20 protein-coding genes and 1 pseudogene are annotated in these 26727 nt (G+C 44.6%); 10 read left to right on the forward strand and 11 right to left on the reverse strand.

The window, feature by feature from the left end:
* Positions 1 to 98 precede the first annotated feature (98 nt).
* Both ACFORK_RS22715 and ACFORK_RS22720 read left to right on the forward strand, forming a co-directional pair.
* Positions 99 to 2339, forward strand: coding sequence for an MrcB family domain-containing protein (locus ACFORK_RS22715; protein WP_379203317.1), 2241 nt, complete (start codon positions 99 to 101; stop codon positions 2337 to 2339).
* Positions 2311 to 4725 carry a DUF2357 domain-containing protein gene (locus ACFORK_RS22720; protein ID WP_379203321.1) on the forward strand — a complete coding sequence of 805 codons (2415 nt, stop codon included), beginning with the start codon at positions 2311 to 2313 and terminating at the stop codon, positions 4723 to 4725. The genes ACFORK_RS22715 and ACFORK_RS22720 overlap by 29 nt, the downstream gene beginning before the upstream one ends.
* A gap of 331 nt (positions 4726 to 5056) precedes the next feature.
* On the opposite strand, the pseudogene ACFORK_RS22725 reads toward ACFORK_RS22720, so the two are convergent.
* A pseudogene (locus ACFORK_RS22725) lies at positions 5057 to 5146 on the reverse strand (IS3 family transposase); the annotation flags it as partial.
* Between the two features lie 215 nt (positions 5147 to 5361).
* The gene (locus ACFORK_RS22730) at positions 5362 to 5727 is read right to left on the reverse strand and encodes a hypothetical protein (RefSeq protein ID WP_379203324.1); all 366 of its coding nucleotides are present in this window, start codon (positions 5725 to 5727) and stop codon (positions 5362 to 5364) included.
* A 171-nt stretch (positions 5728 to 5898) separates the two neighbouring features.
* Between ACFORK_RS22730 and ACFORK_RS22735 the strand changes: the two genes are divergently transcribed.
* Positions 5899 to 6591, forward strand: a complete 693-nt coding sequence (locus tag ACFORK_RS22735) for a helix-turn-helix domain-containing protein (protein ID WP_379203326.1) — start codon at positions 5899 to 5901, stop codon at positions 6589 to 6591.
* Positions 6592 to 6966: 375 nt separating this feature from the next.
* Here the strand turns inward: ACFORK_RS22735 and ACFORK_RS22740 are convergent, their stop codons facing one another.
* Positions 6967 to 7503, reverse strand: a complete 537-nt coding sequence (locus tag ACFORK_RS22740) for a TetR/AcrR family transcriptional regulator C-terminal domain-containing protein (protein ID WP_379203328.1) — start codon at positions 7501 to 7503, stop codon at positions 6967 to 6969.
* Between the two features lie 209 nt (positions 7504 to 7712).
* Here ACFORK_RS22740 and ACFORK_RS22745 point away from each other — a divergent pair, with 209 nt between their 5' ends.
* Entirely contained in the window at positions 7713 to 9632 is a 1920-nt protein-coding gene (locus ACFORK_RS22745; RefSeq protein WP_379203330.1) for an oxidoreductase, read from the forward strand.
* Positions 9633 to 9937: 305 nt separating this feature from the next.
* Complete coding sequence (locus tag ACFORK_RS22750) at positions 9938 to 10270, forward strand: hypothetical protein (protein WP_379203332.1); 333 nt, start codon at positions 9938 to 9940, stop codon at positions 10268 to 10270.
* Between the two features lie 211 nt (positions 10271 to 10481).
* Here ACFORK_RS22750 and ACFORK_RS22755 read toward each other — a convergent pair whose 3' ends face one another.
* Positions 10482 to 11894: a PQQ-dependent sugar dehydrogenase gene (locus tag ACFORK_RS22755; RefSeq protein ID WP_379203334.1), complete on the reverse strand. Its 1413-nt coding sequence runs from the start codon at positions 11892 to 11894 to the stop codon at positions 10482 to 10484.
* Positions 11895 to 12481: 587 nt separating this feature from the next.
* On the opposite strand from ACFORK_RS22755, the gene flgL reads away from it, so the two are divergent.
* Positions 12482 to 13714, forward strand: coding sequence for a flagellar hook-associated protein FlgL (gene flgL, locus ACFORK_RS22760; protein WP_379203336.1), 1233 nt, complete (start codon positions 12482 to 12484; stop codon positions 13712 to 13714).
* Between the two features lie 1086 nt (positions 13715 to 14800).
* Positions 14801 to 15916, forward strand: coding sequence for a slipin family protein (locus ACFORK_RS22765; RefSeq protein WP_379203338.1), 1116 nt, complete (start codon positions 14801 to 14803; stop codon positions 15914 to 15916).
* A 358-nt stretch (positions 15917 to 16274) separates the two neighbouring features.
* Here the strand turns inward: ACFORK_RS22765 and ACFORK_RS22770 are convergent, their stop codons facing one another.
* The 3 genes from ACFORK_RS22770 to ACFORK_RS22780 are packed head-to-tail and all read right to left on the reverse strand — an operon-like array spanning position 16275 to position 19647.
* Positions 16275 to 16745 carry a hypothetical protein gene (locus ACFORK_RS22770; protein WP_379203340.1) on the reverse strand — a complete coding sequence of 157 codons (471 nt, stop codon included), beginning with the start codon at positions 16743 to 16745 and terminating at the stop codon, positions 16275 to 16277.
* A 29-nt stretch (positions 16746 to 16774) separates the two neighbouring features.
* The gene (locus ACFORK_RS22775; protein ID WP_379203342.1) at positions 16775 to 18583 is read right to left on the reverse strand and encodes a DUF2201 family putative metallopeptidase; all 1809 of its coding nucleotides are present in this window, start codon (positions 18581 to 18583) and stop codon (positions 16775 to 16777) included.
* Between the two features lie 2 nt (positions 18584 to 18585).
* Positions 18586 to 19647, reverse strand: coding sequence for an AAA family ATPase (locus ACFORK_RS22780; RefSeq protein ID WP_379203344.1), 1062 nt, complete (start codon positions 19645 to 19647; stop codon positions 18586 to 18588).
* Positions 19648 to 19880: 233 nt separating this feature from the next.
* Here ACFORK_RS22780 and ACFORK_RS22785 point away from each other — a divergent pair, with 233 nt between their 5' ends.
* Positions 19881 to 20459 carry an RNA 2'-phosphotransferase gene (locus ACFORK_RS22785; protein WP_379203346.1) on the forward strand — a complete coding sequence of 193 codons (579 nt, stop codon included), beginning with the start codon at positions 19881 to 19883 and terminating at the stop codon, positions 20457 to 20459.
* Between the two features lie 129 nt (positions 20460 to 20588).
* Here the strand turns inward: ACFORK_RS22785 and ACFORK_RS22790 are convergent, their stop codons facing one another.
* From ACFORK_RS22790 to ACFORK_RS22805, 4 genes are all read right to left on the reverse strand, one after another.
* On the reverse strand, positions 20589 to 21773 hold the full coding sequence (locus tag ACFORK_RS22790; protein ID WP_379203348.1) for an MFS transporter: 1185 nt from the start codon (positions 21771 to 21773) through the stop codon (positions 20589 to 20591).
* A gap of 6 nt (positions 21774 to 21779) precedes the next feature.
* Positions 21780 to 22676 (reverse strand): SDR family oxidoreductase, encoded by an 897-nt coding sequence (locus ACFORK_RS22795; RefSeq protein WP_379203350.1) that lies wholly within the window; start codon positions 22674 to 22676, stop codon positions 21780 to 21782.
* Positions 22677 to 22821: 145 nt separating this feature from the next.
* Positions 22822 to 23784, reverse strand: coding sequence for an AraC family transcriptional regulator (locus ACFORK_RS22800; RefSeq protein ID WP_379203352.1), 963 nt, complete (start codon positions 23782 to 23784; stop codon positions 22822 to 22824).
* A gap of 204 nt (positions 23785 to 23988) precedes the next feature.
* Positions 23989 to 24453 carry a nuclear transport factor 2 family protein gene (locus ACFORK_RS22805; protein ID WP_379203354.1) on the reverse strand — a complete coding sequence of 155 codons (465 nt, stop codon included), beginning with the start codon at positions 24451 to 24453 and terminating at the stop codon, positions 23989 to 23991.
* Positions 24454 to 24722: 269 nt separating this feature from the next.
* On the opposite strand from ACFORK_RS22805, the gene ACFORK_RS22810 reads away from it, so the two are divergent.
* Both ACFORK_RS22810 and ACFORK_RS22815 read left to right on the forward strand, forming a co-directional pair.
* Positions 24723 to 25619 (forward strand): helix-turn-helix domain-containing protein, encoded by an 897-nt coding sequence (locus tag ACFORK_RS22810; protein WP_379203356.1) that lies wholly within the window; start codon positions 24723 to 24725, stop codon positions 25617 to 25619.
* Between the two features lie 289 nt (positions 25620 to 25908).
* Complete coding sequence (locus ACFORK_RS22815) at positions 25909 to 26691, forward strand: SDR family NAD(P)-dependent oxidoreductase (RefSeq protein WP_379203358.1); 783 nt, start codon at positions 25909 to 25911, stop codon at positions 26689 to 26691.
* Positions 26692 to 26727: the final 36 nt, after the last annotated feature.

Below are 26727 nucleotides of genomic sequence, written 5' to 3' on the forward strand. Positions count from 1 at the left end.
GGATGGTCTTTCAAAATTACAGACTCAGCGATTCGCAAACTTCACGTAGAAAAAATCACTACGACTACTAAAAATCGTTAACAAGCCTGGAGGACAACATGCCATTACCGGAGTCAATCACACAGATATTCAAGCGTAAGCAAAAATCATACAAGATGGTCCTGATCCTAGCCCTAATTGAAGAACTGAGATCAACTAATCAGGAGAGGGTTTCGTTCGATCGCGTTAAAGAGAGATTCCTTAATTACTTTATAGCTGAGCAAGAAAGAGGTAGCCGGGTCGATCAGCCACCAGGGCGGGAGCTATGGAGGGATGCATCCAAAAGTCAGCTTAAAGATATCATTAACAGTCCTGTTAGTGCGCTTTCTCAAGTTTTGTTTGTGAATTCAGAAGATAACACCATAGGTTTTCATAGCCAGATTCAAAGACAACTGGGGGAAGAGGAGCTTTCAGAATTGGAGAGGCTTGCCAATGATGAACTGGAAGCCTATAACTCTGCTTTGCAACAATTTTCCTTACAAGGTTACCTTGAAGGGATCATGTCGGAGTATACTTCTGCCAAAAGAGAGACATTTGCGGGGCATTCCCTAGGTACTTTGTTTCGGCAGACTCTTCCTTCTGAGCTTAGAAAGCTACCTTTTTTAGACGATCAATATAAAATTCAAGGATCGGTTGGACAAGGGAATTGGGCAACAGTTCCATGGCTTGCAATACTGGATAAACGGATCACGGAAACGACTCAACGTGGAGAGTATGTTGTGTATCTGTTCGCTGAGGATATGAGTGCCGTCTATCTTACGTTCAACCAAGGGGTGACTGTGCCCATTCAAGAGATGGGACGTAGAGAGGGCTATAATTATCTGCGCAACCGTACGCTAGAGATTCGGGACCTCCTGCCTCTTGCCCATATGAAAAAGGATGAGGATATCCATCTGGTGAGTAGCGGTCTAGGCCAAGACTATCAGGTATCTACTGTCGCTTACATCAAGTATGAAAGAGGAGTCGTTCCGAATGATGCGCAACTGATTCGAGACCTTGAAAATATTATAGAGGATTACCGTCTATACGTGGATACTGTGACCTCTACGAATAATGAAGCCAATAACGAGGAAGTGGAAACATTGCCACAACAAGCCGAGCCTCTAAATGACGGACAGTTAACAAGCATCCTCCACCAAATCCAATCCCACATCCGCCGCAAAGGCTTCTTCTTCCCCGAACACCTCATCGAGAACTTCTACCTTTCCCTGAAGACCAAGCCTTTTGTCATCCTGGCTGGCATATCGGGCACGGGAAAAACGCGGCTGGTGAAGCTGTTTGCTGAGGCACTTGGTGCAACGGGAGATAACAGTCAGTTTACTTTGATCCCGGTACGACCGGATTGGAGCGATCCTGCGGATCTGCTGGGGTACAAGGATCTGTCGGGCTGGTTCAAGCCGGGTCCGCTCACGGAAGTATTGGTAGAGGCGCGGAAGCCGGAGAATGGGCATAAGCCTTATTTTATCTGCCTGGATGAGATGAATTTGGCCCGAGTGGAGCATTACTTCAGTGATCTGTTAAGTGTGCTGGAGACGCAGGATTGGCAGCAGGAAGGGAAGATTCGCACGCAAGATCTTATCTCTTCTACGCTGCTGGATAAGCCTGAGGATCAGGTGAAGTATGGCAGCCTGGGTATCCCGGAGAATGTGTTCCTGATCGGGACGGTGAATATGGACGAGACGACGCATCCTTTTAGCAAAAAGGTACTCGACCGCGCCAACACGCTGGAGTTCAATTATATCAACCTGCAGCAGTATCCAGACATGAAAGAGCAGGAAGACGCGGAAGATCCCGCTAATCTTGCTGAGCTGAACCATTTGTTTCTGCGTTCCGATTATTTGCAGCTAGTGGATGCCTATGATACCAACAAGGAGCTCGTTGTTCGGACGACAGAGAGATTGGTGAAGATCAACGCCTTGCTGGAGGACATTCACGCTCATGTGGGCTTCCGGGTCCGGGATGCGATTTGCTTCTATATGATCTATAACGATCGGTACAACCTGATGGGTGAAGAAGAGGCGTTTGACTGGCAGCTGCTGCAAAAGATTTTGCCGCGTATCCAAGGCAGCCACTCTACGGTGCGCCGGGTCCTGCTGAACTTGATGAAGGTTGCTCTTGGCACCGGATCTGATGTTACAGTAGACATCTCTAAACTTATGGACGACGTTTCCCCGCTCTATATGAAGTGGGCTGCTGGCCAAACTCCGCCTACGGCTGTACATCCACAAAGTGCACGTAAATTGGCTTTTATGCTTAGGAGGCTGGAGGAAGATGGATTCACCTCGTACTGGCTCTCTTAAACAGGCAGTGGAATTGCTTCGTGTGGACACGGAGCTTTTTACGCTTTTCATTCAAGGACGGCCCTATCATCCTACGGTAGAGACATTACAGCTTCATCGGTCTACGGGTCAGGAGTGGGTGAATGCGCAGCTTGGACTTGTGTGCTCCGAACGACTGGGTGATGTCCAGATCAAAGTCTTTTCACCTGAAGCTAACGGGATGGTGGAGTGGAGTTCGGAGGAAGCTACGTTTCCATGTTTCTATGAGACGCAGTCGTATGAGCTGGTGATTCAAAAGAAGACCTCAGGAGACCTATCTTTTTACCATGATAATGTGCTGCTGCGGCAGGCGATCAAGCCTTTAGGGGATTCGCTCCTTGTCGGTGCGCTGAATTTCGGGAATGAAGTCGGCTTGACGGAATGGGAAATCCGGGGTGAGGGGCAGACGTTGCTTCGTGTGGAGATGGAGATTTTCCCCTCGAAGATGGATTACAAGCTGGATTACCAGAACATTCTGAATGAAGTGAATGAGCAGATTTATAATTTGGCCTTTGATTTTTTGCGCAAAACCTACCAATTAACAGGCCTGCGGGAGACGCAGCATCAGAGCCTGACGGAGTTTTTTACGATACTACAGCATGTATTTAAACAGCTCCTGGATGCCGTTGAGCGAATTAACAAGAATCCGAATTACGCGCTGCTCCAGGACCGCCGGCTGGTGGATGCCAATCGGGTCAAAAAGGCCGGAAGAGAGAATATCCGCGAGCTCGCCAAGCATCCGGAACGGCTGAGAGAAGATATGAATCATGGATTCTTAACTATTGATGGCCGGAGCTACACAGCTACACATTTATTGGAGACACGCAGACGCCTCGCCTATGATACGAATGAGAACCGGTTCATCCGCTGGATGCTGGAACGTCTTCATGGGAAGCTGAAGGAGCTTAAGAGTCGCTGGAAGCTGAACAACCGGACCCAAGATCCATTAATCCTTAGAAAAATTGACACGATGCTTACCCAGCTGGAGCGGGTGCTTCAGATGGATTTCTTGCGTGAGGCAGGGAAGCTGAAGCAGATGTCCGTTACGCTGGTGCTGCAGATGGCACCGGGATACCGCGAAGTCTATCGTTTTTACCTCATGCTGCTTAAAGGCCTGTCTATTCAGGGTGATCTATTCCGCTTATCCATGAAGGATGTCGCCCAGCTCTATGAGTATTGGTGCTTCCTCAAGCTGAATCAGCTTCTGGGGCGGAAGTATAAGCTGGTGAAGCAGGATATTATTAAGGTGAACCGGAACGGGATTTTTGTGACGCTGGATCAATCGCGCAGCGCGCAGATGGTATACGAGAATCCGGTGAATGGAGAGCAGTTCATCTTGTATTACAATGCGATACCTGACTCGGATAAGACACCGACGCTTAGTCAGAGACCGGATAATGTTCTAACACTGAAGAAGAAGGATGCTGGCAAAATCAAAGAATATAAGTATGTTTTTGATGCCAAATACCGCTTAAATCCTGCTTATGATGATACTTCTTACCAGAAAAAGTATAGACAACCTGGGCCTGAAGAGGACGACATTAATACGATGCACCGCTATCGGGACGCCATTGTGTATCAAGAGAAAGGCTCGGGGGAATATGAACGAAGCATGTTCGGCGCGTATGTGTTATTTCCGTACCCTGACGAGGAGCGGTATAAGACCCACCATTTCTATAAAAGTATTGAGCTGCTGAATATCGGCGCCTTGCCGTTTCTGCCGAATTCCACAAGCCTGGTGGAGAAATTCCTGGATGAAATTATTCAAGATAGTCCGGAAAAAGCTTACGAACGCTCCACACGTCCACGCGGAACGAAAGAGTATTATGCCAACCAGTTGGCGGGCAAAAATGTGCTTGTCGGCTCTGTCCGGGGACCGGCGCAGGTGGAGGCGGCGAGGAAGCATTCTTTTTACCATGTGCCGTTAAAGAACCTTTCAGACGTCAAAATCCTCACCCAGATCGAGTACGTGGCGATGTGCCAATCGCGTAAAAAGTTCTTTGATCCTGCCAAAACGGGTATTCACTGGGTAGGCAAAGTTACAGATTGGAAGGTGCTACGGCGTAAGGAGATAAAAGAAATTCCTTGCCGTCCGGGGACGGAGGAAGAGCTGTATGTCCGATTTTCGATTAAGGAATGGGAGGAGGTAGCAGCTCCTATTGCACTAGGGGGACAGGGAATCTACACAGTGCTCTATACAAGAAAATATATCCTGGACCGGGCGCTTGAAATTGCGGAGCTTCGCCTGGAGACTGAGGAAGATCTTCGGGAATGGAGGGAGAAGCGCCGCAAGGGCAGGGTAAAGGTGAAGCTGGATCATAAGCAGTATGTGGACTTAGGGAAGGTTGTGGAGGTTCGGAATATTTAAAGTTCTGGATTCACGAGAACATCGCGGAGCTTGGGCTGGATTATAAGAAAAATGGATTTGGTGTTCTGAGTGTCAGGGGTACCTTTATCAGCGGTTCTATACATCCGTTAACGCTAAGGGTCAAATAGCAAGCGAATGCAGGATAAGCTGGTGAAAGATTGACAGGTGAGCTAATGGAACTATCGGATTTTGTTCCGCTATCCCTTGCGTTATGTTCTTGAAATAGCTACACATAAGTGAGGCCTCGAAGCCCCCCCACAAAATCATAATTGATAAATTAAAAGACCGTCTAACATCTGAAGTGACCCATAAAGTTAGACAGGTTATATGATTAGGCGATTCGTTGGGCATGAGTTCGGTACTGTACCGGACTCATGCCTTTTAGTTTTGCCTTGATTCGCTTGTGAGTGTAATAATTCATAGGATCTCAGAATCTCTTATTCCCACAGATTTTAAGCCATATCTACTAATTAACGACAAAAATCTACAACTTTTGACCTAGCTGTCCGATATTTAGCTTAGAGGGTTTGCTAAGGTCTGTAAGTTATGAGTTATGGATATCCGAACTGAATTTGGCAAGCGCCAATGAAAAAAAACCGCCACTAAGGGCGGTTATTCGCTAATGAATATTTTATATTAATTTGTTTCCGGACCATCAAGGTAAGCTTGAGCATCTTCAACAGTATCGAAGAACTTGATGAATCCGCCAAACATCCGTTTCTGTTGCATTCTATAAATTGAGCTAGTTGTGACAGTGGCCCAGCTCTTCTCCGTTGAAAGGCCGTACTTTACGACAAGTTCATTGGAGGAGGATAGTTCTTGCGCTACATCTTGGGCGAGGACTTTGGCTTCGGATAAATCACCAATGGCGGTAAATCCAGGTTTTGCTTTTTTAAGGTTGTCGGTAAGCTCATCGACATATTGTTGAACATTATCCTTGGTAACCGAATAGATTTTGATATATAGCCTATTCTTTTCTTGATCGTAATTGATTGTGAACATTATGTATTCCTCCTGATTGTCTTAAAAATCAACTTAACTAATTATACGGTACGAATGATTAATCATTCCACGGACTATAAGTCACATAGATTGTATTTCTGCAAAAGTATTTCAAGAATGCATATTCAAATCTTTATTTTACATATAGAAGAGGTAGTTGGAGGTTGTTGTATGGATATACTTGCTGAGTTTGGAAACAGGGTTAAGGAACTGCGTGCGCGTAGCGGAATCTCGCAAGAACTGCTGGCGCATCGCTCCGAACTGGATCGAACATATATAAGTGGAGTGGAACGTGGTGTACGTAACATCAGCTTAGTTAACATCGAGAAGATTGCAGCCGGGCTTAACGTCCCAATGAAATACTTGTTTTCAAGTGAGCGGTTTTCAAGCAATCCTGCTTTTTTAAAGAAAGATGTTGAAGTCCCAATTACCGAACGATTCAAGTATCATTTGGACTGTGACCAAAAGCTACTTACTATTCAGATACAAGGATTACTAACCGGAGCAAATGTGGATTATATATCGAAAATATGGAAAGGCATTGTCTCTAACTTTGCGGAGGGAGAATTAAGTGTTCTCGTTGATCACAGAGACATGAAAGCATCGGACGGGGATCCTGTTGTTTTTTCTCCTGAAGTAGTTGAGAAAGCGGTTTTGCTTCAGCAGAGTGTGATAACGTGCAGCAAAAAGGCTATAGTATTATGTAATTCGGAATTCATGGTACATCAATTGAATTATATGACAACCAGAAGTGGGGTAGGGGATAAAACTAATCCCTTGTACGGTAAGGATAAAGAAATGGTAGGTCAGGCTTACGAATTATTAGATGTTCACGGGAATGAATTAATTAAACCTATGAAATAAACTGCCAGTGATTGCTGCGGTTTATTACGAGCCGAGCGAGAAGCGGGGATTCCTTCCTGTTTTCCTCGGCTCTTTCTCTGCTAAAACGTTCTGCGGGATCAGAAAATGCAGGGGAAATTAGATGACGGACAGGGAAAAAGGTTACTGGTTCGGAAATACAAAATAAGTGCTTTGTTTTAAAAGAGACAAAACACTCATTTTGTTTCTTTTAAAGTGTTACATAACAGAATAGACTGGAATTGCTCACGGCAAGACACCCTTAGAAAAGGAGGTAATCGGCGCTTGCGAATATGATGTGCGGAACTAAGTAGCTGCGGCCAGTTATGTGAAAAACATCACAACTATTGAGCAACAGGAACTGAATCAGGTATGTGGTTATGCAGTTGCGTTAAGTCCGATTTTTAGAATATCGGGCATATTATTGCAAAGCAACGCCGCCAATTCCTTCGGCGAGAGCTCCATATCCGAATTTACCCAGCTAATGAATATCTGAACAGTGCCTGCGCAATGATAATCAATTGCGAATTTAAGCTCCGTGGATATTTCTTGAGTTTTGTTTCTTGAAGCATAAATGGCAGTGCAAAAATCCTGGTAATACTTTTGTATGAACTCAATAAATGAGTTTTGTCCTTTGTATTTTATGGCGTTCTGGAAAAAGAGCTTTCGCTCATAAATAAACTCAGCGGATTTGTTGCATATCTGCTCCCAGCTATCTTCGGAGTGAAAGAGTTCCTCTTTTATATAGGAAGCGTAGTACCAGTTCATCAAATCGTATTTATCTTTGAAATAACGATAAAACGTCGCACGTGATATATCGCTTTTTTTCAGAATCATGTCGGTGGAGATTTGATCGATGCGATGCTCTTGCATTAAATCAAATATGGCATTATACAGATGCTTCTTCACATTCATGTTGTTTACCTTCACATTGTATGAAATTTAAGCCGTGCTAGAGTGTCGAATAATGTCACTATTATATTGTGTTGGGTATGCAATGTAAAGCAGAGTACAGCAGCCATGCTCGATGATACTTATTCCAAGGAGTTCGAGATCGGGCTGCAGGTTGAGTGTAGCAAAAGGAAAAATGACACCGTTTTCATATACAAATAGGAGGCATAGTTATGTACGAAAAATTGTTTCAGCCTATTAAAATAGGTCAGGTAGAATTAAAAAACCGTCTAATCGTTCCACCCATGGTGGTGAACTACTGTACCCCGGATGGTATGGTTACTGAGCGGTTTATCCGCTACCACGAGGCCCGTGCCAAGGGCGGCTGGGGCCTGATTACGGTAGAGCAGAGTGTGGTGTGTGTGGAGGGAAAAGGACATCCGGGACAGCCCGGCCTTTGGTCTGACGATCACATAGAGGGTCTATCACGACTGACAGAGCGAGTCCATGCAGCCGGTGCCAAAATCTCCATACAAATCAACCATGCTGGTCGGGCGGCAAGCAGCTCTATCACTGGCTCTCAGCCAGTAGGACCTTCGCCTATTAAGGGGATCAGCAGTCTAGAAACGCCGCGTGAACTGAGTGTCGCGGAAATTCAGGAAATTGTACGTCAATACGGGCAAGCCGCACGACGTGCCAAAGCGGCCGGTTTTGACATGATTACCGAACATGCTCATGCCGGATACCTCATTGCTTCATTCCTTTCCTCTACCAGCAACAAGCGCACGGATGAATATGGCGGCACCCTTGCCAACAGGGCTCGTCTTGCACTGGAGATTCTAAAGGAGATGCGCTCCCAGGTGGGGAGTGAATTCCCCATTTTGTACCGGTTTTCAGCCGAAGAATATGTGGAGGGCGGTCTGACCATACGTGATACCGCTGCTCTGGCAAGGCTGATGGAAGACGCTGGGGTCGATATGATGGATGTTTCAGTAGCCAATGACACCCCGCCTTACACCGTGCAGCCCGCAGCGTTGCCACATGGTTTTGCAGCGGAGTTATCCCGGGAGATCAAAAAAGTGGTATCTGTTCCGGTAGCAGTGGCGGGACGGATTAACGACCCGCTTGTTGCAGAAAGCATTTTGGCATCGGGTGATGCCGATTTAATCTCCATGGGCAGAGCGTCTATAGCTGATCCTGAGTTTCCTAACAAAGTGAGAGAGGGACGGCTGGATGATATTAACTACTGTGTTGCTTGTCTACAGGGCTGTGTAAAAAGCGCCGCCTCCTATTCCCCAGTCTCTTGTTTAGTCAATCCTGTCACAGGACGTGAGGAGGAATTTACCGTAGAGCCGGCTGCGCAGCGCAAAAAAATATTGATTGCCGGCGGAGGTGTGGCGGGCATGGAGGCCGCAATCGTCGCAGCTCAGCGAGGCCATGATGTTCATCTCTATGAGCAGTCTGACAGGCTGGGTGGTCAATGGCTTCTAGCTGCTGTTCCTCCTACCAAAACGGAGCTTAACTATTTTACCATCTGGCAAAAGAACCAGCTTAAAAAGCTGGACGTAAAAATCAGCTACAACACACCTGTGGATCGTAACCTGGTGTTGCAGGAACAGCCGGATACTGTAATTATTGCCACTGGTGCCAAACCAATCGTTCCTCGCATCAAGGGAGCGGACAACCCCAATGTGGTACTGGCTTTTGATGTTTTAGCGGGTAAAGTAGATGTTGGCAATCGAGTGGCTGTGATCGGCGGCGGTTTGGTAGGTACAGAAACAGCTGACCATCTTGCCTTACATGGAAAACAAGTGGTTCTAATGGATATGCAGGACGCTATTGCCAAAGATGGCTTTGTGTTTAATAACCACTATCTGCTTGAAAGTATTGATAAACATCATGTAGAAGTCATCACCTCCGCGAAAGTGCTGGAGATTACTCCTGATGCTGTGATTTATGAAAAGGGTGGCGAACCACTCCGGGTGGAGCAGCTAGATACTATCATTCTTGCATTAGGGGCTGTACCTGTAGATACGTTGAGCCAGGAGTTTAAGGATATGGGAATTGACGTGAAGGTTGTGGGAGACTCCGCAGTGGTTAAACAAGCCATTGATGCGATAAAAGATGGATTTGAAGCCGGATTAGCAGTATAGGTATAGTCGGTACGGATAGATAATGACGAAATTCAGAGGGGTTGCCTATGAGGCAGCCTCTCATTTTTTTTACCGAGATATTAAAGAAACAGGATGGAAATGCTGGGACAATTCTACCATGAAACAGCCGGAACAAAATTACTTCGGATTCAAAATAGAGAAAATATAGGTATTTAGTGCTAAAAAAATGGATGTGAAATGCCGATGTAATATTATGGGTGGTGACAATGTGAGAATAGCGCATAACATTTCGGCGCTAAATTTTAAAATGGATAATAATACATACATAAAATGGAGGGGTCTTTTTGTCGACACAGACAATTTCACAGAAGTCCAAAGTGGTTAAGAAAGAAAAAGATAGACTAGGTTCAGCTATCGTTTCATTAATTACAGGGATTTTTTCAATTCTATTTTTGTTACTTGGCTTTTCAATGGGTGAACCAAGAATGGCTCTTATTGTCATGTCAGGGATTTTATCAATTATTGGTTTGCCCTTAGGTATTAGAGCAAGAAAATCATCTAGTGGTAGAGGTTTGGCGATTGCAGGCATAACATTAACGGTTGTACCCTTTATTATCACTATAGTAGGTGGAATTTTAGTTTTTGTATTCGCGTACTGGACAGCACGTAGAGTGTAGAAAGATAAGTCTGACTGGTTTAGCGAATTACAGGAGAGTTAATAGGGATGTAGGTGGGACTTAGGATCCATGAAGCAAGACGATCAAAGGGAGCTCTTCGAGCATCCAATAAAATTAGAAGCCGGCCCAATCGCATACGCGAGACAGGCTGGCTTTTATAATCCGATCCCTTAACAGCCACGAATTTACCCCCGACTATATTCAAAAAGATTCATGGAACAATCTCAAAAACAGTGCCTTGATTAGCATCGGCCACTTTCATCGAGCTATACACCCCTAAAAATAGCCGGGATTGATTCAGATTTGTTCCTAAACTAACATAATAAGCGGTTTGAGACCCGAAATTATAATCAGTTTCAATAATATTGTAATCACTTGGTTTACAATCTGCTCTTACCTTGGTATAAGCTAAAACTCCCCTAATAGGAGGCGCTGATTGTTTCCGAGCAAGATCGCTAAACACGACGCTCCCCGTTAAATCGGGGATTTCATTCCCGCTATAGGCCTGAACGCCTGTGAGTGCAGTTCCTGCAAACTTACCTGGGCGGGGGTCTTCATGATAATAACTAATTAAAGGCGGAAGGCGAAGCGCTGAAGTAGTCACAGCCTCATCGAAATAGGCAATATTTTTCTCATTCAAAGCTGTATTTCCAGGGCAGCCTCTCGGTACGGCAGTCGGTAAAGCACCTTCCCACCCTCGCCAGCCAAAGTTAATAAATCCTTCTTGGTCAGACGCAGATCCCATCATAGAAGCTTGAACAAGCTGAGTAACTGGTATGGGTTGATAATGAACGAATGAAAAAATCGATTCGACCAGATCCTGTCCGACACTCCCTACGTATTTAATATACTTATTATTAAACCTTTGAAATGAAATGCCCGTTAGATTACGTCCTCCTTTGGCAATGACCGTAAGCATTTCCTGAATAGGTTCGGGCAGCTCATGGAAACGTGTAACAACGGTTGGATTATCAATTAAAGTATGTATGCCTACATCAATTTCAATGACTTTACCGGCGATTTCCATAATGTCCTGGCTTAAATTAAAGGGGTCATAGGCTGATCCGCCATCTCCGGTCGTTAGAACAAGTTTTCCTGTTTCAGGTGAGAAGTTTAAGGTATTAATACCATTATGATTTAAAAAGGGTCTTCTTATATTAAGTAATGAGCGCCGTTTTTGCGGTTGACCATTCGATTGTAGAATCCATTCTTCAACGGTATCGATATGATCATATTTTACGTCTCTATTGTCCCACTTTAGATTTAAAGTGCTGGGATCACACGGGTTAGGCTTAAAAGATTCAGAAAAAGCAACTGGACCTTGGCTTCCAGCTACGGAGTAATGGAGATAGAATAGACCGTTATAGTAAAATTGGGGATGAAAAGCTAAACCGATCAGCCCTCGTTCATCGTATCCACCACCGGAGCTGCCTAGTTTTAAGATTCGCTGGCGAATATCTAAAAAAGTCCCGATCACTCCGTTTCTAATATAAAAGATCTCTCCGACCTGGGTTACAATAAATAAGCTTTCTACGGAGTCACCCGGAAGGATTGCTGTCTTTACAACAGTAGGCATGTTTATCCCACTAACAATAGGCCGTAGACTGACTTTAACTTTTTTCAAAGAAAACCCTCCCGGTTGTTGGCATCTTTTTAAGAATATGATGTGATCTGTTTTATTAGTACCGGGTTGAGGTTAGAGATACCTCGTCACATCTAAGGGAATATAGGGATGATCCTACTATGTAATTAATTGAAATATTATTACTTTCAATTTCTAAATCGAGAAAATATAGGTATTTAGTGCTAATAAAATGGGTGTGGAATGCCGATGTAATATTATGGGTGGTGACAATATGCGAATAGCGCATAACATTTCGCCGCTAAGTTCCTTACATACATAATAACGCCTCGAATTATGGAGTTAATATTACATAGGTGAGGGATCTCGTTGACAACACAGACTGTTTCACAAAAGACAAAAGTAGTTAAGAAAGACAAGGATAGACTAGGTTATTTTTGTTATTTGGCTTTTCAATGGGAGGGGCGGGAACAACATTAACGGTTGTACCATTTATTTTCTCTTTAGTAGGGGGAGTCTTAATTTTGTTTACACGTACTGGACAACACGTAGTGTGTAGAAAGTATAAGTCTAAATAGCATATATTGAATAATTTAAGGGGAAATATTCCATGTTAGCGAGGAATTATCATGATAATAGCTCATAACCCTGTAGCTTTACAGACTAATAATAAATTACAAAAAAATAATGATAATGCCGCCAAAGCAATCAGTAAACTGTCGTCGGGTTTGCGTATTAACCAAGCAGCTGATGATGCGGCCGGACTAGCTATATCAGAAAAAATGAGGGGACAAATTAGAGGTCTGACTCAAGCTAGTCGTAATACTCAGGATGGAATATCGCTGATACAAACGGCTGAAGGTGCGTTAGGAAGTATTGGGGACATTTTGCAGAGGATTAGAGAATTAGCTGTCCAGTCAGCTAATGGAACACTAACAGATGAGGACAGGAGTTTTTTACAATCGGAGGTCGCACAGTTAAAGGATTCAATTCATACCATCGGTAGTACAACTGAATTTAATAGGATAAAGCTGTTAGATGGTTCAATGACCGTTATTCCTGCAACTCCGCCAACTCCAGCAATTCCACCAAGTTCTAGTATTGATGTGTCGACTGGGGGAAACGGTAAGACTATTGCGGACGGGGATATTCCTATTGGTGTTAATGGTGCAGTTGTTCGGTTAAACCCTAATGAACATATAAATACGGAAGAAAATTATTCACTCTCTATTGATTGGTTAAACGGCTCTCCTGTCGGACTTACCATACACAGACAATCAAGTGGCACAGTTGTCACCTTAAATAATCCTAATCTTATTTATAGTGTGAATGGGATTACCTTTGACATAAGTGGCGCATCAAATGCGAACACAGCTCCTGGTAATCAACACCAAGGAGATGTTGTTTTTCATCCGGGCAATAACTCAGCAATTCCCGCCCATCCCGGAGCTCCGGCAATAGACAACAGCTTGGCGTTGCAAGTTGGTGCTAACTCAGGACAGTCGGTTAAAATTGCAATAGATGATTACAGGACAAGCAGTTTAGGCATTAATGGGTTAGCAATTGACTCTAAAGATAAAGCTTTAGAAGCGATTCAGTTAGCTGATTTTGCAATATCCAAAGTATCTGGGGGAAGAGCCAAGTTGGGTGCTACCCAAAATAGATTGGAGCACACAAATTCCAATCTTACCAATATGGCTGAAAATCTTACTTCCGCGGAGTCACGTATAAGAGATGTTGACATGGCTAAGGCAATGATGGAGTTCACCAAGAACAATATACTGACTCAAGCCGCTCAAGCTATGCTGGCTCAAAGCAACCAGCTACCACAATCAGTCCTATCCCTTCTTTCATCTAAATAATTATAGTTTCCTGCCTACAGAGGGCGGCTAAGTTAGCCGTCCTATTTTGTCATTTAGACGTACCCACTACGTAACGGATTAGTATCTACCCTCCTTGCAAGTTTTAGAATGTATAACATATCTGGTCCTCTATTAGATAAAATCTTTAGAAAGTACACCAATCCCGTTATAACAAAAGGGGAAGTGAAAACGTTGGGAAAGATCGTTTCCATTAAAAGAGCCAGAGAACTTCAAAGTATGGCGACTGGTGGCATCGTCGTGACACATTTAATCATGGAGACGAAGTCAAACGAGTCTGGTTCGATTAGATCAGCATGGTTAAGGATGCTTTTAAAAATCTGAGTAGCTTCAGGGTGACTTTCTTGAACTTCTAATTAGCATTAGAATTGGAAAACACCTATTGTTACATTTTTATTAAGGGTATCGGTTATCTGTTCAATCAAAAGCGGATTCTCCAAACTCTCTTTTCTTTACACCAAACACCTCGTCAACAGATTGATCCTCTTCAAACGCAACACTCACTCCCATTGCAGCAGGAGACGAATTTGGTCAAAACGACAAACTTTATCCCCATCGTAATACTTTCACCATGTTCCTCTAGCTCGAAATGAGCGATTATAGAACCTGTAAGACACATTGGCTCTTATTCGGACGGACGTAACGAGGCGGGGATATCGGTTTATCCCGCAGTGCCGTACATGTTATGTTACGGTATCCTGTACGATCCGGATCGGTATGAATCAACTATTCGGGGTTCGATTCCCCAATCGCCTAGGGAGCGATTCTGGTAGAATTCTCGATTTCCATCGAGCAAAAATTGAGCAAAAGAAAGACCAAAGGATAGAATCCCTAGCGGCTATTTTGAGCGCACTGTAGGCTGGCTTTGTAATCTGTGGATACCGCTGGAACGAAACTCCTGGGAATTCGCTTGGACGGAGGAGGAAGAAGGACGACTGAAGTTTGGTTAGGCCTTTTCCCCAATATCCTTGAGGATCACTCGCAGAAAAGTCCAGCTAAAACGAGATTCCGCCAAAGCCACAGTGGGATTCTTCATCCAATGGTCGCAACCATTAAGGGGGAACGAAGATGTTAAACAAGGTAACCATTCAAGCTGACCAGCGCGGTCTGCTCTTTCATAAAGGAAGTTATATGAAGACACTCCTTCCAGGAACTTATAAGTATTTATCGTGGTCACAAAGCACAGTTGTCGTACTGAATATCGCGAAACCGTTCGTTGTAGAGGGCAAAGAGCTGCAATTGTTCCTTCACGATGAAGACCTCGCTCGAGAACTTAATATCGTACGAGTGCAAGACCACGAATATGTTCTGCATTACGAGGACGGGCAATTCGTACATCTGCTTAAGCCTGGTATCTATGCCTTCTGGAACATACTTAAAAAACATACCTTTTTGCATGTAGATACCAGACAGCCTGAGCTGTCTGCTGAGGTAGATCGTTCCATTTTACCGAAGCTCACAGCCCATGTGCACACCTTCGAAATCGGAAGTCACGAATCCGGATTTTTATTTTATGATCATGTTATGCAGCGTGAGGTTTCTCCCGGAAAGTATTACTTCTGGAAAGGCCCGGTGTCGGTTATGGTCAAGAAGATTGATTTAAGACAACAACAAATGGATCTTATCGGCCAAGAGATCATGACAGAAGACAAAGTTACGCTGCGGCTGAACTTCGTTTGCCAATATAAGATCGTAAACCCGCTGCGCGCTTTGGAAATGAAATCGTTCGACGAGCAAATTCATATCCAGCTTCAGCTCGTGCTGCGGGAGTATGTCGGAACGCTTAAATTGGACGATTTGTTGAAACGGAAGGAGGATGCTGCGTCGTTCATCCTGTCTCGTATGAGCGAGAAGGCTGAAGAGTTCGGCGTACAGTTCCTGAGTGCGGGAGTTAAGGATGTCATTTTGCCGGGTGAAATGAAAGAGATCTTAAATACCGTTCTAATGGCGGAAAAGAAAGCTCAGGCCAATCTAATCACTCGCCGGGAAGAGACGGCATCTACTCGCAGCCTGCTGAATACCGCGAAGCTGATGGACGAGAACCAGACATTGTTCCGACTGAAAGAGCTGGAGTTCTTAGAGAAAATCTGCGAGAAAGTCGGAACCATCTCTTTAACAGGTGGTGGGGATCTGCTTGAGCGGTTGAGCTCTCTTATTGGGGAGAGAAAGGTGGGAAGCAATTAGGGGGAATTATTAACCTTTTTAAGGGTCTCCAAAAGAAAGGGAGTATGGGCATTTAGTATTAATAAATCCTGCTTAGTTTGAACACATCGAGCGGCTGATGCAAACGCTCCGGTAGGAGCCACAATCATTGGCTCGATGATTTTTTTCGGTCTTTTTGTTAAATCAAAACACTAAATTATTCCGTCATCATAGTTAGAATCCGATTTAACTCATTAACATGATTAACCCCATGATCTTTCAAAATCTTACGTAGTAGTTCATAGCCAACTTCTGAATCAAAATAGTCATCCATAAAAGCTAGTACGTGTTCGTTCTGACTATCATTAAGCGGTATCCAGGAACCTCTCGTTTTTATAGCTCATATATCATTTAGTTGAGTCCAAAGTAATTCTATTTCTTGCACGGACAACTTCCGTCTGTAGAATAACGATGGCTGGTTCATGATTTTTACTGCAGGTACATTCTCAAGATAAGAAACAAAGCTACTTCTCTCTTCAAGCATTGTGTTTCTTGTAACATTATCATCGTCATTTGCTTTTGTCATAAAACTAACGGCTTCATTTATAACCTGAATGATCATGACTTTTGCCTCTGCAAAAGAGTCAAAGTCTTCGGGTATATATCCTTCCATTTCAGCTAAGATAGCTTCCAAAACAATGTATCTGGGGAATAATTTCTTGGCTTCAAGAGAGAAGTCGATTCCGTCGGGTTCTCGATCCCTTCCTTGATCGATTAACTTATTATACTTTTTGCCCCAATAATCAATTTTTGTTATGCAATATCTCCTTGCCAACGAATGAAAACCTCTTATTAGAGTAGTTTCTTCCATAGGTTCACCTCTGCGGGATTATTTAATATTCAATCCATCCGAAAAACTTTCCCCTTCGGTACAAACGGTAAGCTCTGGCCCTTAGGAATAAGAAATGCATGCTCACGGCGAATGCTCACTCTATCGCAGTAGCCATCTGTGATGATCAATAAGGGACCGTTCTTGGGAAAATCCTCTGCACGCTCTAGCAGATCGATTCCCGGTTGGAGGATGGTGCCTCCTCGGCCTTTGATGGACACGCAATCTGCGATAACCTCTGGGGCGAGATACCCTTGGTCGTAGACGGCAGCGTCGCAGAATACTACACGTACCAGGGGAACATCTCGGGACAGGCTGTAGCTGGCGATGGCACCCAGGGCTTTGCCAAGCAGCTTGGTATCCATGGAACCGGAGGTATCGAGCACAACACCGAATGTACGACCATCTTCGTCCCCGGCGTCCGGTATCCAGCGAGGTCTGGGAATATCGGGGGTGGAGGATTGTCTACGGCTGATTCTGGAATAGCTTCGGACCTTCTCCACTGGCGAGAAGTAGTGGTCGAACCATTTCGCAAGCTCAACATCCCATAGAATAGGGGGCTGAGACAATGCGCGGATTTCTTCTACAAGTCCTGCCGGAAGCAGCCCGCGATGCTGATCATAGTGATAATCAAGGCCTTGGCTGAGACAGTTCCGGTAAAAATCATCAAGTGCAAGTCCATCATTCCGTTCCCACCAATCAGGTTTGCTCGGCGGCAGGATGTCTCCGAGGCCCATTCCCCGAAAGGTAGCAACTTTACGATACAGCCTAAGATCGTTGACGATCCGGTCATAGATCGATTCGGCACACAAACCCTTTAATTCCGGGTCATAGAGCCCACCAATCCTAGGGAAAGCACCTAACCCCATCTCCATCAGCCACTGATTGATGACATAATCACAGGCCACATTCCATAAATAAGGGTCACGTCCGTCAGCGCGGGCATGGTGTCTTAACCCGACATGCAGAAATTCATGTGCCAGCACGAACCGGCATTCCTGCTCGTCGAGGCCTGCTGCGGGGTTCATATAGATTTCTTTGGCCTCAGCATCTACAGCGGCTACAGTGATGGACAATCTATTGCATAGAATGGGGTCCTCAATAATGGTGAAATCGGCAGCCATCGCTCCCATCAGCGGGTAACTGCTAATGAACCAATTACGGGCTTTTAGAGCCAGCGTGAGGACTTCTTTCTGAGCTCCCAGGTATTCTTCGTATCCTGCGGTGACATTGACTGCACTGGTGACAGCCATGGATAATCCCTTTCCCAGACAATCCTGCCAATTTACTTGGCGACTGCTCCAATAGTATCCCGTATTGCGGGGATTCAAGAGCATGTCCTGAAATCCGTGTCCGGCAGAACCGAGATTGTGGAAGGAAGGAGGGAGTCCTCGCTCTACGAAGATGTCATATAACTCTTCTTCACTTTTAGCTGCCAATTCGATTCGTCCGTCCATTGCCGCAGGAGGTCGCCCAAGCTTCATGTCATACAGAAATTTTGCAATAAAAGCATCGCATGCCGCATTCCATAGATCCTGACGTTCCATCGTCCGGAAATGTCCAAACCCAAGATGAAGCAAGGCATGGGCAAGAATGTACACCCATTCCTCTGGCAGCCCTCTTCGCTTAGGATGCACATGAATAAAGCCGTCACTAGTAGTGACAGCCCAGCCGTGCTCCGGACATTGGTTTCCTTCCCGGCGAATAAAATGAGCGTGTAAGGCAAGCGGAGCGAACATGGGATGTTCAGTAATGTATTGAAGACCTTCGTTATAGGCTTTGGTAGCGGGATCAAGTTCTCTGGACTTAGGTTTCGCCATAGTTAGACTTCCTTCTTCTGGACGAGGCGTGGCAAGTCGCGGACAATTTCAACTAGGAACCAATCCGGCAGACTTTCTCCGTTCTCGTTTCGCGCAACCGTGAGTTGAGCGATTTCGAGACTGATGGTGCTTAAGTTCTTAATCAGAGCCTTGGAACGGTGGGCAAGTCGCTTATGATGCTCAGTAAGATTGGACTTGGATTCCGGCAGTTCTTTAATAAGATGTGCGCGGAAGGACTGTGCCATAAAGTACAGCACATCCCGATCCTCTGGTTCATTAGGCCAATGGAGCTCACCTTCCAGAATGGCATTCAGTTTGTATTTATTATTAGTTTGTTTGTAGAAGGCTTTAAATTGCCCGGCATGATGAGGGGATAGACAACCTGTGGCCAAAATATCTAAAATTTCAGGCTGCAAGCCGTCACCGAATTCTTTTAACGCATCACTTAGCATATGCCAGGATCTTGGTGTGGAGAAGGGTTCTTCGTGTTTCGGAGGTTGAACCCAAAGATGGTCTGGACGAGTCTCTATATATTGGATCACTAGCGGGTGGATTTCATTCTCATATGCCCACGCTAACCATTCACGGTGAGATACTCTTAATTGCACATGAAACATGCGGTTGATCAGTGCGGATGACATGGGTTTGACGATAGCGCTATCCTGCGCACGGTTTCCAGCGCCAATGACGATAGAGCCTGCCGGGAGGTGGTATTCCCCGACACGTTTCTCCAGGATCAAGCTATAAAAGGCTTTCTGAACCTCATGAGTACAGGCGTTAAGCTCATCCAAAAACAAGCAATAGGGCTCGTCGCGGGCGATGATGCTTGGCGGACAGAACCTGCTTTTTCCATCTATAATTTGCGGGACGCCAATGAGATCCTCGGGTGCAAGCTGGCTTCCCAGTAGAGAGACACAGGGCAATCCCACCTGATCGGCGAACTGCTGGACTAAGGAGGATTTTCCGATTCCCGGAGGTCCCCAGATGAAAACTGGACGTGCGACGGCGATGTTTAATAATAGATCCATGATCTGTTTAGATGACACTGTTGTAGAGATATTCATTGCTGATTGTTGATTCCTTCCATATTTAAACGTTAAAGTAATGATACCATACGATAATTATGGTGTTGGTGATAAAGAATGGTTATAAATTAAAGATTCATAGGCTAACCTTGCTTAGATACAGGCTGTATTTTTCAGCTTTAATCAAAAATTACCGCTCCCTAAGATGACATCAGAGTATAATGCGGTTAATAGAAGCTGGATTAAAAAAGGAATTTAGGAAGTGAAGGTAGATGTTAAATCAAGCTGCAGAAAAAAGCTTAAGCAAGTTAATGACCAAGATTCTTCGCCATGCTCCCGGAGAGTTTGGCATAGTCTTAGACCCGGTGGACGGATCATGTTCGCTGAGTGCCTTACTGCAAGCCATTCAAGCCCAACATAAGTGGTCAGGGGTTACGTTAGCGGATATTGAGCAGGTGGTTCGTCAATCGGACAAACAGCGTTTTGAAATTAGGGATGACCGAATCAGAGCGAGGTATGGTCATAGTCACGATAAAATTCAGTATGCCCCCGGTGAGCCTCCAGCGTTGCTCTACCATGGTACGAATCAGAAGGCCCTCCCTATAATCCTGCAAGAAGGGCTGAGGCCGATGAGCAGGCAGTATGTTCATTTATCTGAAGGAACTCATTTTGCAACGTTGGCTGGGAGCCGCAGAGGAGCGTTAGCCATCCTTAAAGTGGACACTCAGTGCGCACAGCAATTAGGCATCACCTTCTATTACGCGGGGAATGAGGTCTGGTTGGCTGAGCACGTGCCGCCTGTGTGCTGTTCGGTCTTGAAGTCTGATGAAAAAGGGGAAAGACAATCATGAATCAATCTATCAACTGATATCGGCGTCAGTAAGAGTCCAGTATTAACAAGATGAAGTTTAATAGCACCCGCATGAAAAGCCGCCGATTCCGGCGGCTTTATCTTTTACTCTGCACTCAATTGTACTTCATCAGCTTACTACCTCTTTAGAAACCTCGTTACGAATCAGGCAAGCGGCCCCAAATCCAATGCCCAGCACAAGTGCCAACAGGATAAAGGTTAGCGGGAAGCTGCCCGTTCTCATGCACTGAATTGCAATAATTGGCCCTAGGCTCGTTCCTGCAAACAGGATGAATGTATAAACCGATACTGCAATGCCCTGTAATTGGCCCCCAAGTTGGCCCACAAGCGAGATGAGAACTGGGCCTACAAGTGCTATGCCTGCGATATAGATAACACTCATTACGGCGAGTAACGTTAAGTTAGTGATTAATCCCAATGAGGCTAGTCCAAGCATGGCTAATAGTAACGCACCACGTAATATCCTCAGGTTGCCGAAACGTGCAGCAAGTCGTCCAGCGTAGGGGGAAACCAGCATTCCCAACACGCCAACAGAACGAACATATAAAATTCCTTGTTTGTTAAGTCCGAATGTCGGGCCGCTTAAATAGGTTCCCAGCGCGGTCGACATACTAACGAAAGACATTAAGAGAACAAGCGCTACCGAATAAGCGAGCAGGAGTTTCTTACGGGCAAAGACTTTTCCCATGTTCCGAATCGGTTCCAGAATACTGGAATTGTCATTCTGATAGTTCCCTTTAGGCAGAAATTTTAATACCAGGATGGCAGTAAGCGAATATAAGGCTGCCAGCAAATAAAAGATCGAATACCATCCATAATGTTGGCTCATGATTCCGCTCAGCACTTGACCAACAATTCCGGCAACCATAAACCCGGTGGTTATGAATCCGATCGCAGTCATTCGTTTTTGCGCTGGATACATTTCAACAGCATAAGCTAGTGCAACCGGGGAAAACGTCGCGGCAGCCGCCCCTTGTAATCCCCTTAGTACGATAATCCAAGAAAAGTCCCGGACCGTGCCAATGAACAGAGAAATGAAGGCCAAAGCAATTAAACCGCTAAAAATTACATACTTACGACCATACCTTTCGGATACTGGGCCATAGATAAGACAACCTATAGCGAAACCCAATGAGAAAATACTGCCAGCAGTCGCAGCCTGCGTGGAAGATATTTTAAAGATATCCGAGAACAAAGGAATAAGTGGAATGGTAACGTACAGGCTAGACATGATAACCATGCCTGCCCAGCACAAAATAACTGTCATGGAGGTATAATTTTTTGGATTAGTCATGATAGGTCAATTATTAAAATAGTTCCTATCAAGATCACTCAGAAGACCTGCATGCTCAGGCCTCCACCCAAGCAAATCTTGAGTCAACTTACTCGAAGCCTGAACATTCTGCGAAACGAAATGTGTCAGCCAACCAAAATGAGCAGGAGCTTCTTCAACAGATTTACTAACGACAGGAATATCGAGGCGACGACCTATTACTTTGGCAATCTCCTGAATAGGGACACCTTCCTCGCCGATCGCATGCAGCTTGGAACCTGCAGGAGCGGCTTCAAGTGCTAGTCGGAACAATCTTGCAGCATCCAATCGGTGTATAGCAGACCAGCGGTTTGAACCTTCTCCCACATATGAGGAAACACCGGTCCGCTTAGCGACATTAATCAACGCCGGAACGAAGCCGCCACGATCACCGGCACCGTGTACCGAAGGAGGAAGTCTCAACACGGATACACGCACGCCTTTCTCAACCAAGGAAAGAGCTTCCTCTTCCGAAGCGATTCGGTGCCTCCCAGCAGTACTAACATCAGGGGAGTCTTTCTCTGTTCCAATTCGTCCTGGTGCAAGGTGAGCAATCACGGATGTCACAACCAGAGGGCGTCCCGAGCCGGCAAGTGCTTCACCGAAAGTCTGAACTGCACGGCGGTCTGTTAGTCCGGCATCTGCCATATTCGAAAAATCATGATTGAAAGCAGTATGAATGACACCATCACATGCTTTTGCACCGCTTCTCAGGCTATCCAGATCATCCAAAGAACCACGGTGTACGAGCGCTCCGGATTTAAGTAGAGAGTCGGCAGCTTCATCTGAACGAGCCAGGCCAATCACTTCGTGTCCTGCGTTTAACAATTCGGTTACGACGGCAGAGCCGATAAAACCAGTTGCTCCTGTTACAAAAATACGCATGATGAGACCCTCCATCGAATATAGGATTTACTTGCACTACCGAAACGATCTACTTGCGATCGGAGTTCGGGGTTACAAGGTTATATTCATTTTAGAATCCATCGCGTCTTGATGATTGCCTGTTCTGCTTCGTTTATTGCCTATTTCAATGGAGGTTTGAATCATCCGTTACTTGTTGACGTAACCCCAAAACATCTCTCTTGGGTGGGCTTCCAAAAAAACGGCTGTAATCCCGGCTGAATTGAGAGGGACTAACGTAACCTACTTGATAACATGCTATTGTCGCATCCATTGATTCAGAGAGCATTAACCGTCTTGCTTCATGCAGGCGAAGCGCTTTTTGGTATTGCAATGGACTCATTGAGGTAATAGATTTGAAATGCACTCGAAAAGTAGATTCACTCATATGTACCATCTCACCCAGTTCTGCAACTTTCATTGGATAGGCGTAATTATTACGAAGCCAGGTAATGGCTCTTGTAACCCGGTGTGCTTCCGATCCTGAAAAGCCAAGTTCAGCGATACTAGATCCAATTGGGCTGCGTAGAACTCGTATTAAAATCTCATCCATGGCTAGGGGGCCCAGTAATTCGGCATCACTGGTATTGGTCACACATTCCACCAGTCTTGTTGCAGCACTAATCATACCTAGGTCGGCGTTTAGTACATAACCTGCGCCCCACTTCGTTACGGCAGGTACACCCTTTGGATATACCCTGAGGGCTAATTCGGCAATTTTTTGCGGTTCAAGAACCAGTTTTACGCTTAAATAAGGCTCGATATTGCTAGCTTGTGTGACCTTCAAAGCAATAGGAAGTGCCACAGGAAGCATAAGGATTTGCGATTGATGGAATCGATAGACCTCTTGCCCTACGGTCACTGACTTAGCACCTTGGGCTACAATTAACATAGAGGGCAAGTCAAATGATTTTACAGAGTTCTCGTTTACTTGCGAATATCGACTGACGGATAGGCCGGGGATGCATTTCTCGAAAGTCCCTTCATATGGGGTTTGGGCGCTGATAAGGCCTGCCAAGCGAACAGTTTCAACAGCAAGTGCTTCCTTGTCGCTACTTTTCGAAGTCGAAACCAATGTATGTTTGTTCATGAGTTTTCCCCTGTTCCCTAACCAACTAAAAAGTGGATAGAAGAGTTGTGAGTCTAACAATAAATTTTCGCCGTTACAAACTAAAACACCTGTCAATACTGGGCAATAAGAGTCCGGTATCGACAGGTGTTTTGAGTTGTTATAACAATCTGAGCACACGTACTAGTAAACTAAGACTCAGGGGAAAATAGTCATACAGGCGATTTAGCTATGCTGAGGTTTAGTTTCAACCCATGCAACCTTGAGATCTCTTTTTTTGAAGAACCAGGTATTATTAATTTTGACGAACTCGTCGAAATATCTGATCGTTGCCACCATCAAATTTTGTTTATCGCCATCAACTGTTAAGTGATGAGCAAAACAATAGGTTGTCCCAGTTGCAGTATCACCAGACAAGGTGATCTTACTTTGGCCATTAAAGTGCATGGTGGAGGTATAGGTGTTCAGGTTGTCGAACACAGGGAACAAATCTTGTCTACTGTTAATGATTTGGTCTGGTTCTGCCTGACGCTCATCCATAAATACTCTAAATAGCGTATCTTCAGTGAATAGTGACATTTGACCTTCAGCATCTCTTGTGTCTGCACAAAATGCATAGGCATCAACTAGTTCACGGATCGCATCACGGTCAGCAATTTCTTCAAGGGTTAATTTTTGTACTTCTCTCATTTTTCCCACACCTTTTCTTGTAGTTTGTTTGTATCTGTTCTTTCTGCATATGCTTTGTTTGTTGCATAACTTCTATCCTTATAGTAACCGAGCCGAGGTTGTAAAGCTTTGTCGTGCAGCTCATTTTAGTTGTCAATTCGGCTCATTCGAACCGATAAATTGGAACAGTTGTTACGTGCCGGAGCATGCTTCCGTAAATTTTAGTGCTGTCCCATTGGATTGGCATGGGGGCTTTGTGTTATCTTGTACTCAGATAAGGAGTGAGGCAAATGGGGGCAGTAATTACAAAGGCTGTGAAAATGCCTCAGAGTATAGCCAGTGTTAGCATGCTTAATATGAAAGGACTATCGGTCATGGGGGCATGCGGCTATTCTGACATTCAGACCGGGAGAATGTATCTGCAGGATCATGTTCTATTAGTTGTTTTGGAAGGGGTCTACATCATCAGATATGGTGATCAGGAATATGCGGTGAGAAAAAACGAAATGGTGCTGTTGCATAAAGGCATCGCCGTCGAGTATGAGAAGTATGGGGAAGAGAATTCGAGACATATCTTGGATTACATGATGTTCTTTCTGAAGGATGAATTGCTGCATGAATTTATGAAAATATCCAGTCTTCCTTCTCCCGAAACTACATCGCCTGCTCCAACGGCTGTTCATTCGGTGAATGAGCGCCTGTTAAGCTATATTGCATCACTCAAGCCTTATTTTGACAAGCCAGAGGCCATTCAAGACGAATTAATTAAGCTGAAAATGCTGGAGCTTCTATTTGATATATTGGATGCGGACAAAGGGTTATTGAACCAAATTCTGCAGCTGAGACAGCAACGTCCTACAAGTATTGTCGAGGTGGTGGAGAAGAATCTGCTTAACCCCGTATCGCTTCAGGATCTGGCTTATTTGTCCGGCAGGAGCTTATCGACCTTCAAACGGGAATTTCGGAAGATCTATAATGAGCCTGCAATACAATGGATTCGTAATCGTCGGTTAGAGAAGGCTAAGGAGCTATTAACCCATTCCGGAATATCCATCACGGAAGTCTGTTACGCTACAGGCTTCGAGAATGTCTCGCACTTCTCAAAAGTCTGGAAGAAGAAGTACGGGATCCCCCCATCTGCAATGAGGCATCGTAACGCTGCTGAAATGGCTATTGTTGAGGGTTGAGTGAGGATAGGATTATCCGAAGCTGCCTTACGTTCGGATCATAAGTTTATCTTTCTTAAAGACACGGAAGCACATTTCTGTGTCTTTTTGCTTTTCTATAATGGGTTCCAACTCAGCTGTGCAATTATTAACTCCATGATGCCCAGGTTGGCGCGAATTGAAAGAATAATGGCGTGAAATGTCGTTAAAATCGTGAGATATAGAGAATATAATTCTTAACACAAGGTAAATTGAAACTATAGATGTGGTCATAACGAATTGCATCTGTGGAATAATAGGAGGATTAGACATGAGTAGGAAAGTAGCGCTAATTACAGGAGCATCTAGTGGAACAGGAAGAGAATTTGCTCGAATTCACGCAGCAAAAGGCGGGGATCTTGTTATCATTGCCAGAAGAGAAGATAAGTTAAATGAACTCAAACAAGAATTAGAGAAGAAATATAATATTAAGGTGAAGGTTATTGCGAAGGACTTAAATTTGCCTCAGGCACCTGTTGAGATTTATAACGAGGTCAAAAAGGCAGGCATACAGGTAGATTACCTTATAAATAATGCCGGGTTTGGAGGACGTGGTTATTTCCACGAGCGTCCAATGGAATTAGATTTACAGATGATTCAAGTTAATATCGTAGCGCTGACTAGTTTAACAAGATTGTTTTTGCCTGACTTTGTAAAAAGAAATAGTGGGAAAATAATGAATGTATCGTCAACAGCATCACTTATGGCCGGGCCATTGCAAGCTGTTTATTATGCATCGAAAGCTTATGTTACGTCCTTTAGCAATGCATTAGCGCAAGAATTACATGATAAGGACATAACAGTTACAGCATTATTACCTGGAGGAATGGAAACAGAGTTTGCCCAAGCGGCTGATTTGGTGAATACACCTTTGTTTGCCAAGACAGTAAGTCCATATATTGTCGCAAAAGAAGGATATGATTCAATGTTAGAGGGGAAATTAAATGTCATCTCAGGGGTCTCAGCTTCCCAAAGAGCGATGATCGGAATGACACCATTCATACCTAAGAAGGTAATGTTGAAACAAATATATCAAATGCAGCAAAAAAAATAGTCTTTCATTTAAGCAGGAATGGATAATTAGGGAGGG

The organism is Paenibacillus sp. GCM10012306, from assembly GCF_042649265.1.
Lineage (GTDB): Bacteria > Bacillota > Bacilli > Paenibacillales > Paenibacillaceae > Paenibacillus_AQ.

Coding starts and splice junctions, on each gene's coding strand:
- ACFORK_RS22785 (WP_379203346.1), top strand. CDS start 19,881: ATGTTAAATCAAGCTGCAGAAAAAAGCTTAAGCAAGTTAATGACCAAG.
- ACFORK_RS22715 (WP_379203317.1), top strand. CDS start 99: ATGCCATTACCGGAGTCAATCACACAGATATTCAAGCGTAAGCAAAAA.
- ACFORK_RS22765 (WP_379203338.1), top strand. CDS start 14,801: ATGTTAAACAAGGTAACCATTCAAGCTGACCAGCGCGGTCTGCTCTTT.
- ACFORK_RS22720 (WP_379203321.1), top strand. CDS start 2,311: ATGGATTCACCTCGTACTGGCTCTCTTAAACAGGCAGTGGAATTGCTT.
- ACFORK_RS22790 (WP_379203348.1), bottom strand. CDS start 21,773: ATGACTAATCCAAAAAATTATACCTCCATGACAGTTATTTTGTGCTGG.
- ACFORK_RS22735 (WP_379203326.1), top strand. CDS start 5,899: ATGGATATACTTGCTGAGTTTGGAAACAGGGTTAAGGAACTGCGTGCG.
- ACFORK_RS22800 (WP_379203352.1), bottom strand. CDS start 23,784: ATGAACAAACATACATTGGTTTCGACTTCGAAAAGTAGCGACAAGGAA.
- ACFORK_RS22740 (WP_379203328.1), bottom strand. CDS start 7,503: ATGAATGTGAAGAAGCATCTGTATAATGCCATATTTGATTTAATGCAA.
- ACFORK_RS22775 (WP_379203342.1), bottom strand. CDS start 18,583: ATGGCGAAACCTAAGTCCAGAGAACTTGATCCCGCTACCAAAGCCTAT.
- ACFORK_RS22815 (WP_379203358.1), top strand. CDS start 25,909: ATGAGTAGGAAAGTAGCGCTAATTACAGGAGCATCTAGTGGAACAGGA.
- ACFORK_RS22805 (WP_379203354.1), bottom strand. CDS start 24,453: ATGAGAGAAGTACAAAAATTAACCCTTGAAGAAATTGCTGACCGTGAT.
- ACFORK_RS22745 (WP_379203330.1), top strand. CDS start 7,713: ATGTACGAAAAATTGTTTCAGCCTATTAAAATAGGTCAGGTAGAATTA.
- ACFORK_RS22780 (WP_379203344.1), bottom strand. CDS start 19,647: ATGAATATCTCTACAACAGTGTCATCTAAACAGATCATGGATCTATTA.
- flgL (WP_379203336.1), top strand. CDS start 12,482: ATGATAATAGCTCATAACCCTGTAGCTTTACAGACTAATAATAAATTA.
- ACFORK_RS22795 (WP_379203350.1), bottom strand. CDS start 22,676: ATGCGTATTTTTGTAACAGGAGCAACTGGTTTTATCGGCTCTGCCGTC.
- ACFORK_RS22770 (WP_379203340.1), bottom strand. CDS start 16,745: ATGGAAGAAACTACTCTAATAAGAGGTTTTCATTCGTTGGCAAGGAGA.
- ACFORK_RS22810 (WP_379203356.1), top strand. CDS start 24,723: ATGGGGGCAGTAATTACAAAGGCTGTGAAAATGCCTCAGAGTATAGCC.
- ACFORK_RS22730 (WP_379203324.1), bottom strand. CDS start 5,727: ATGTTCACAATCAATTACGATCAAGAAAAGAATAGGCTATATATCAAA.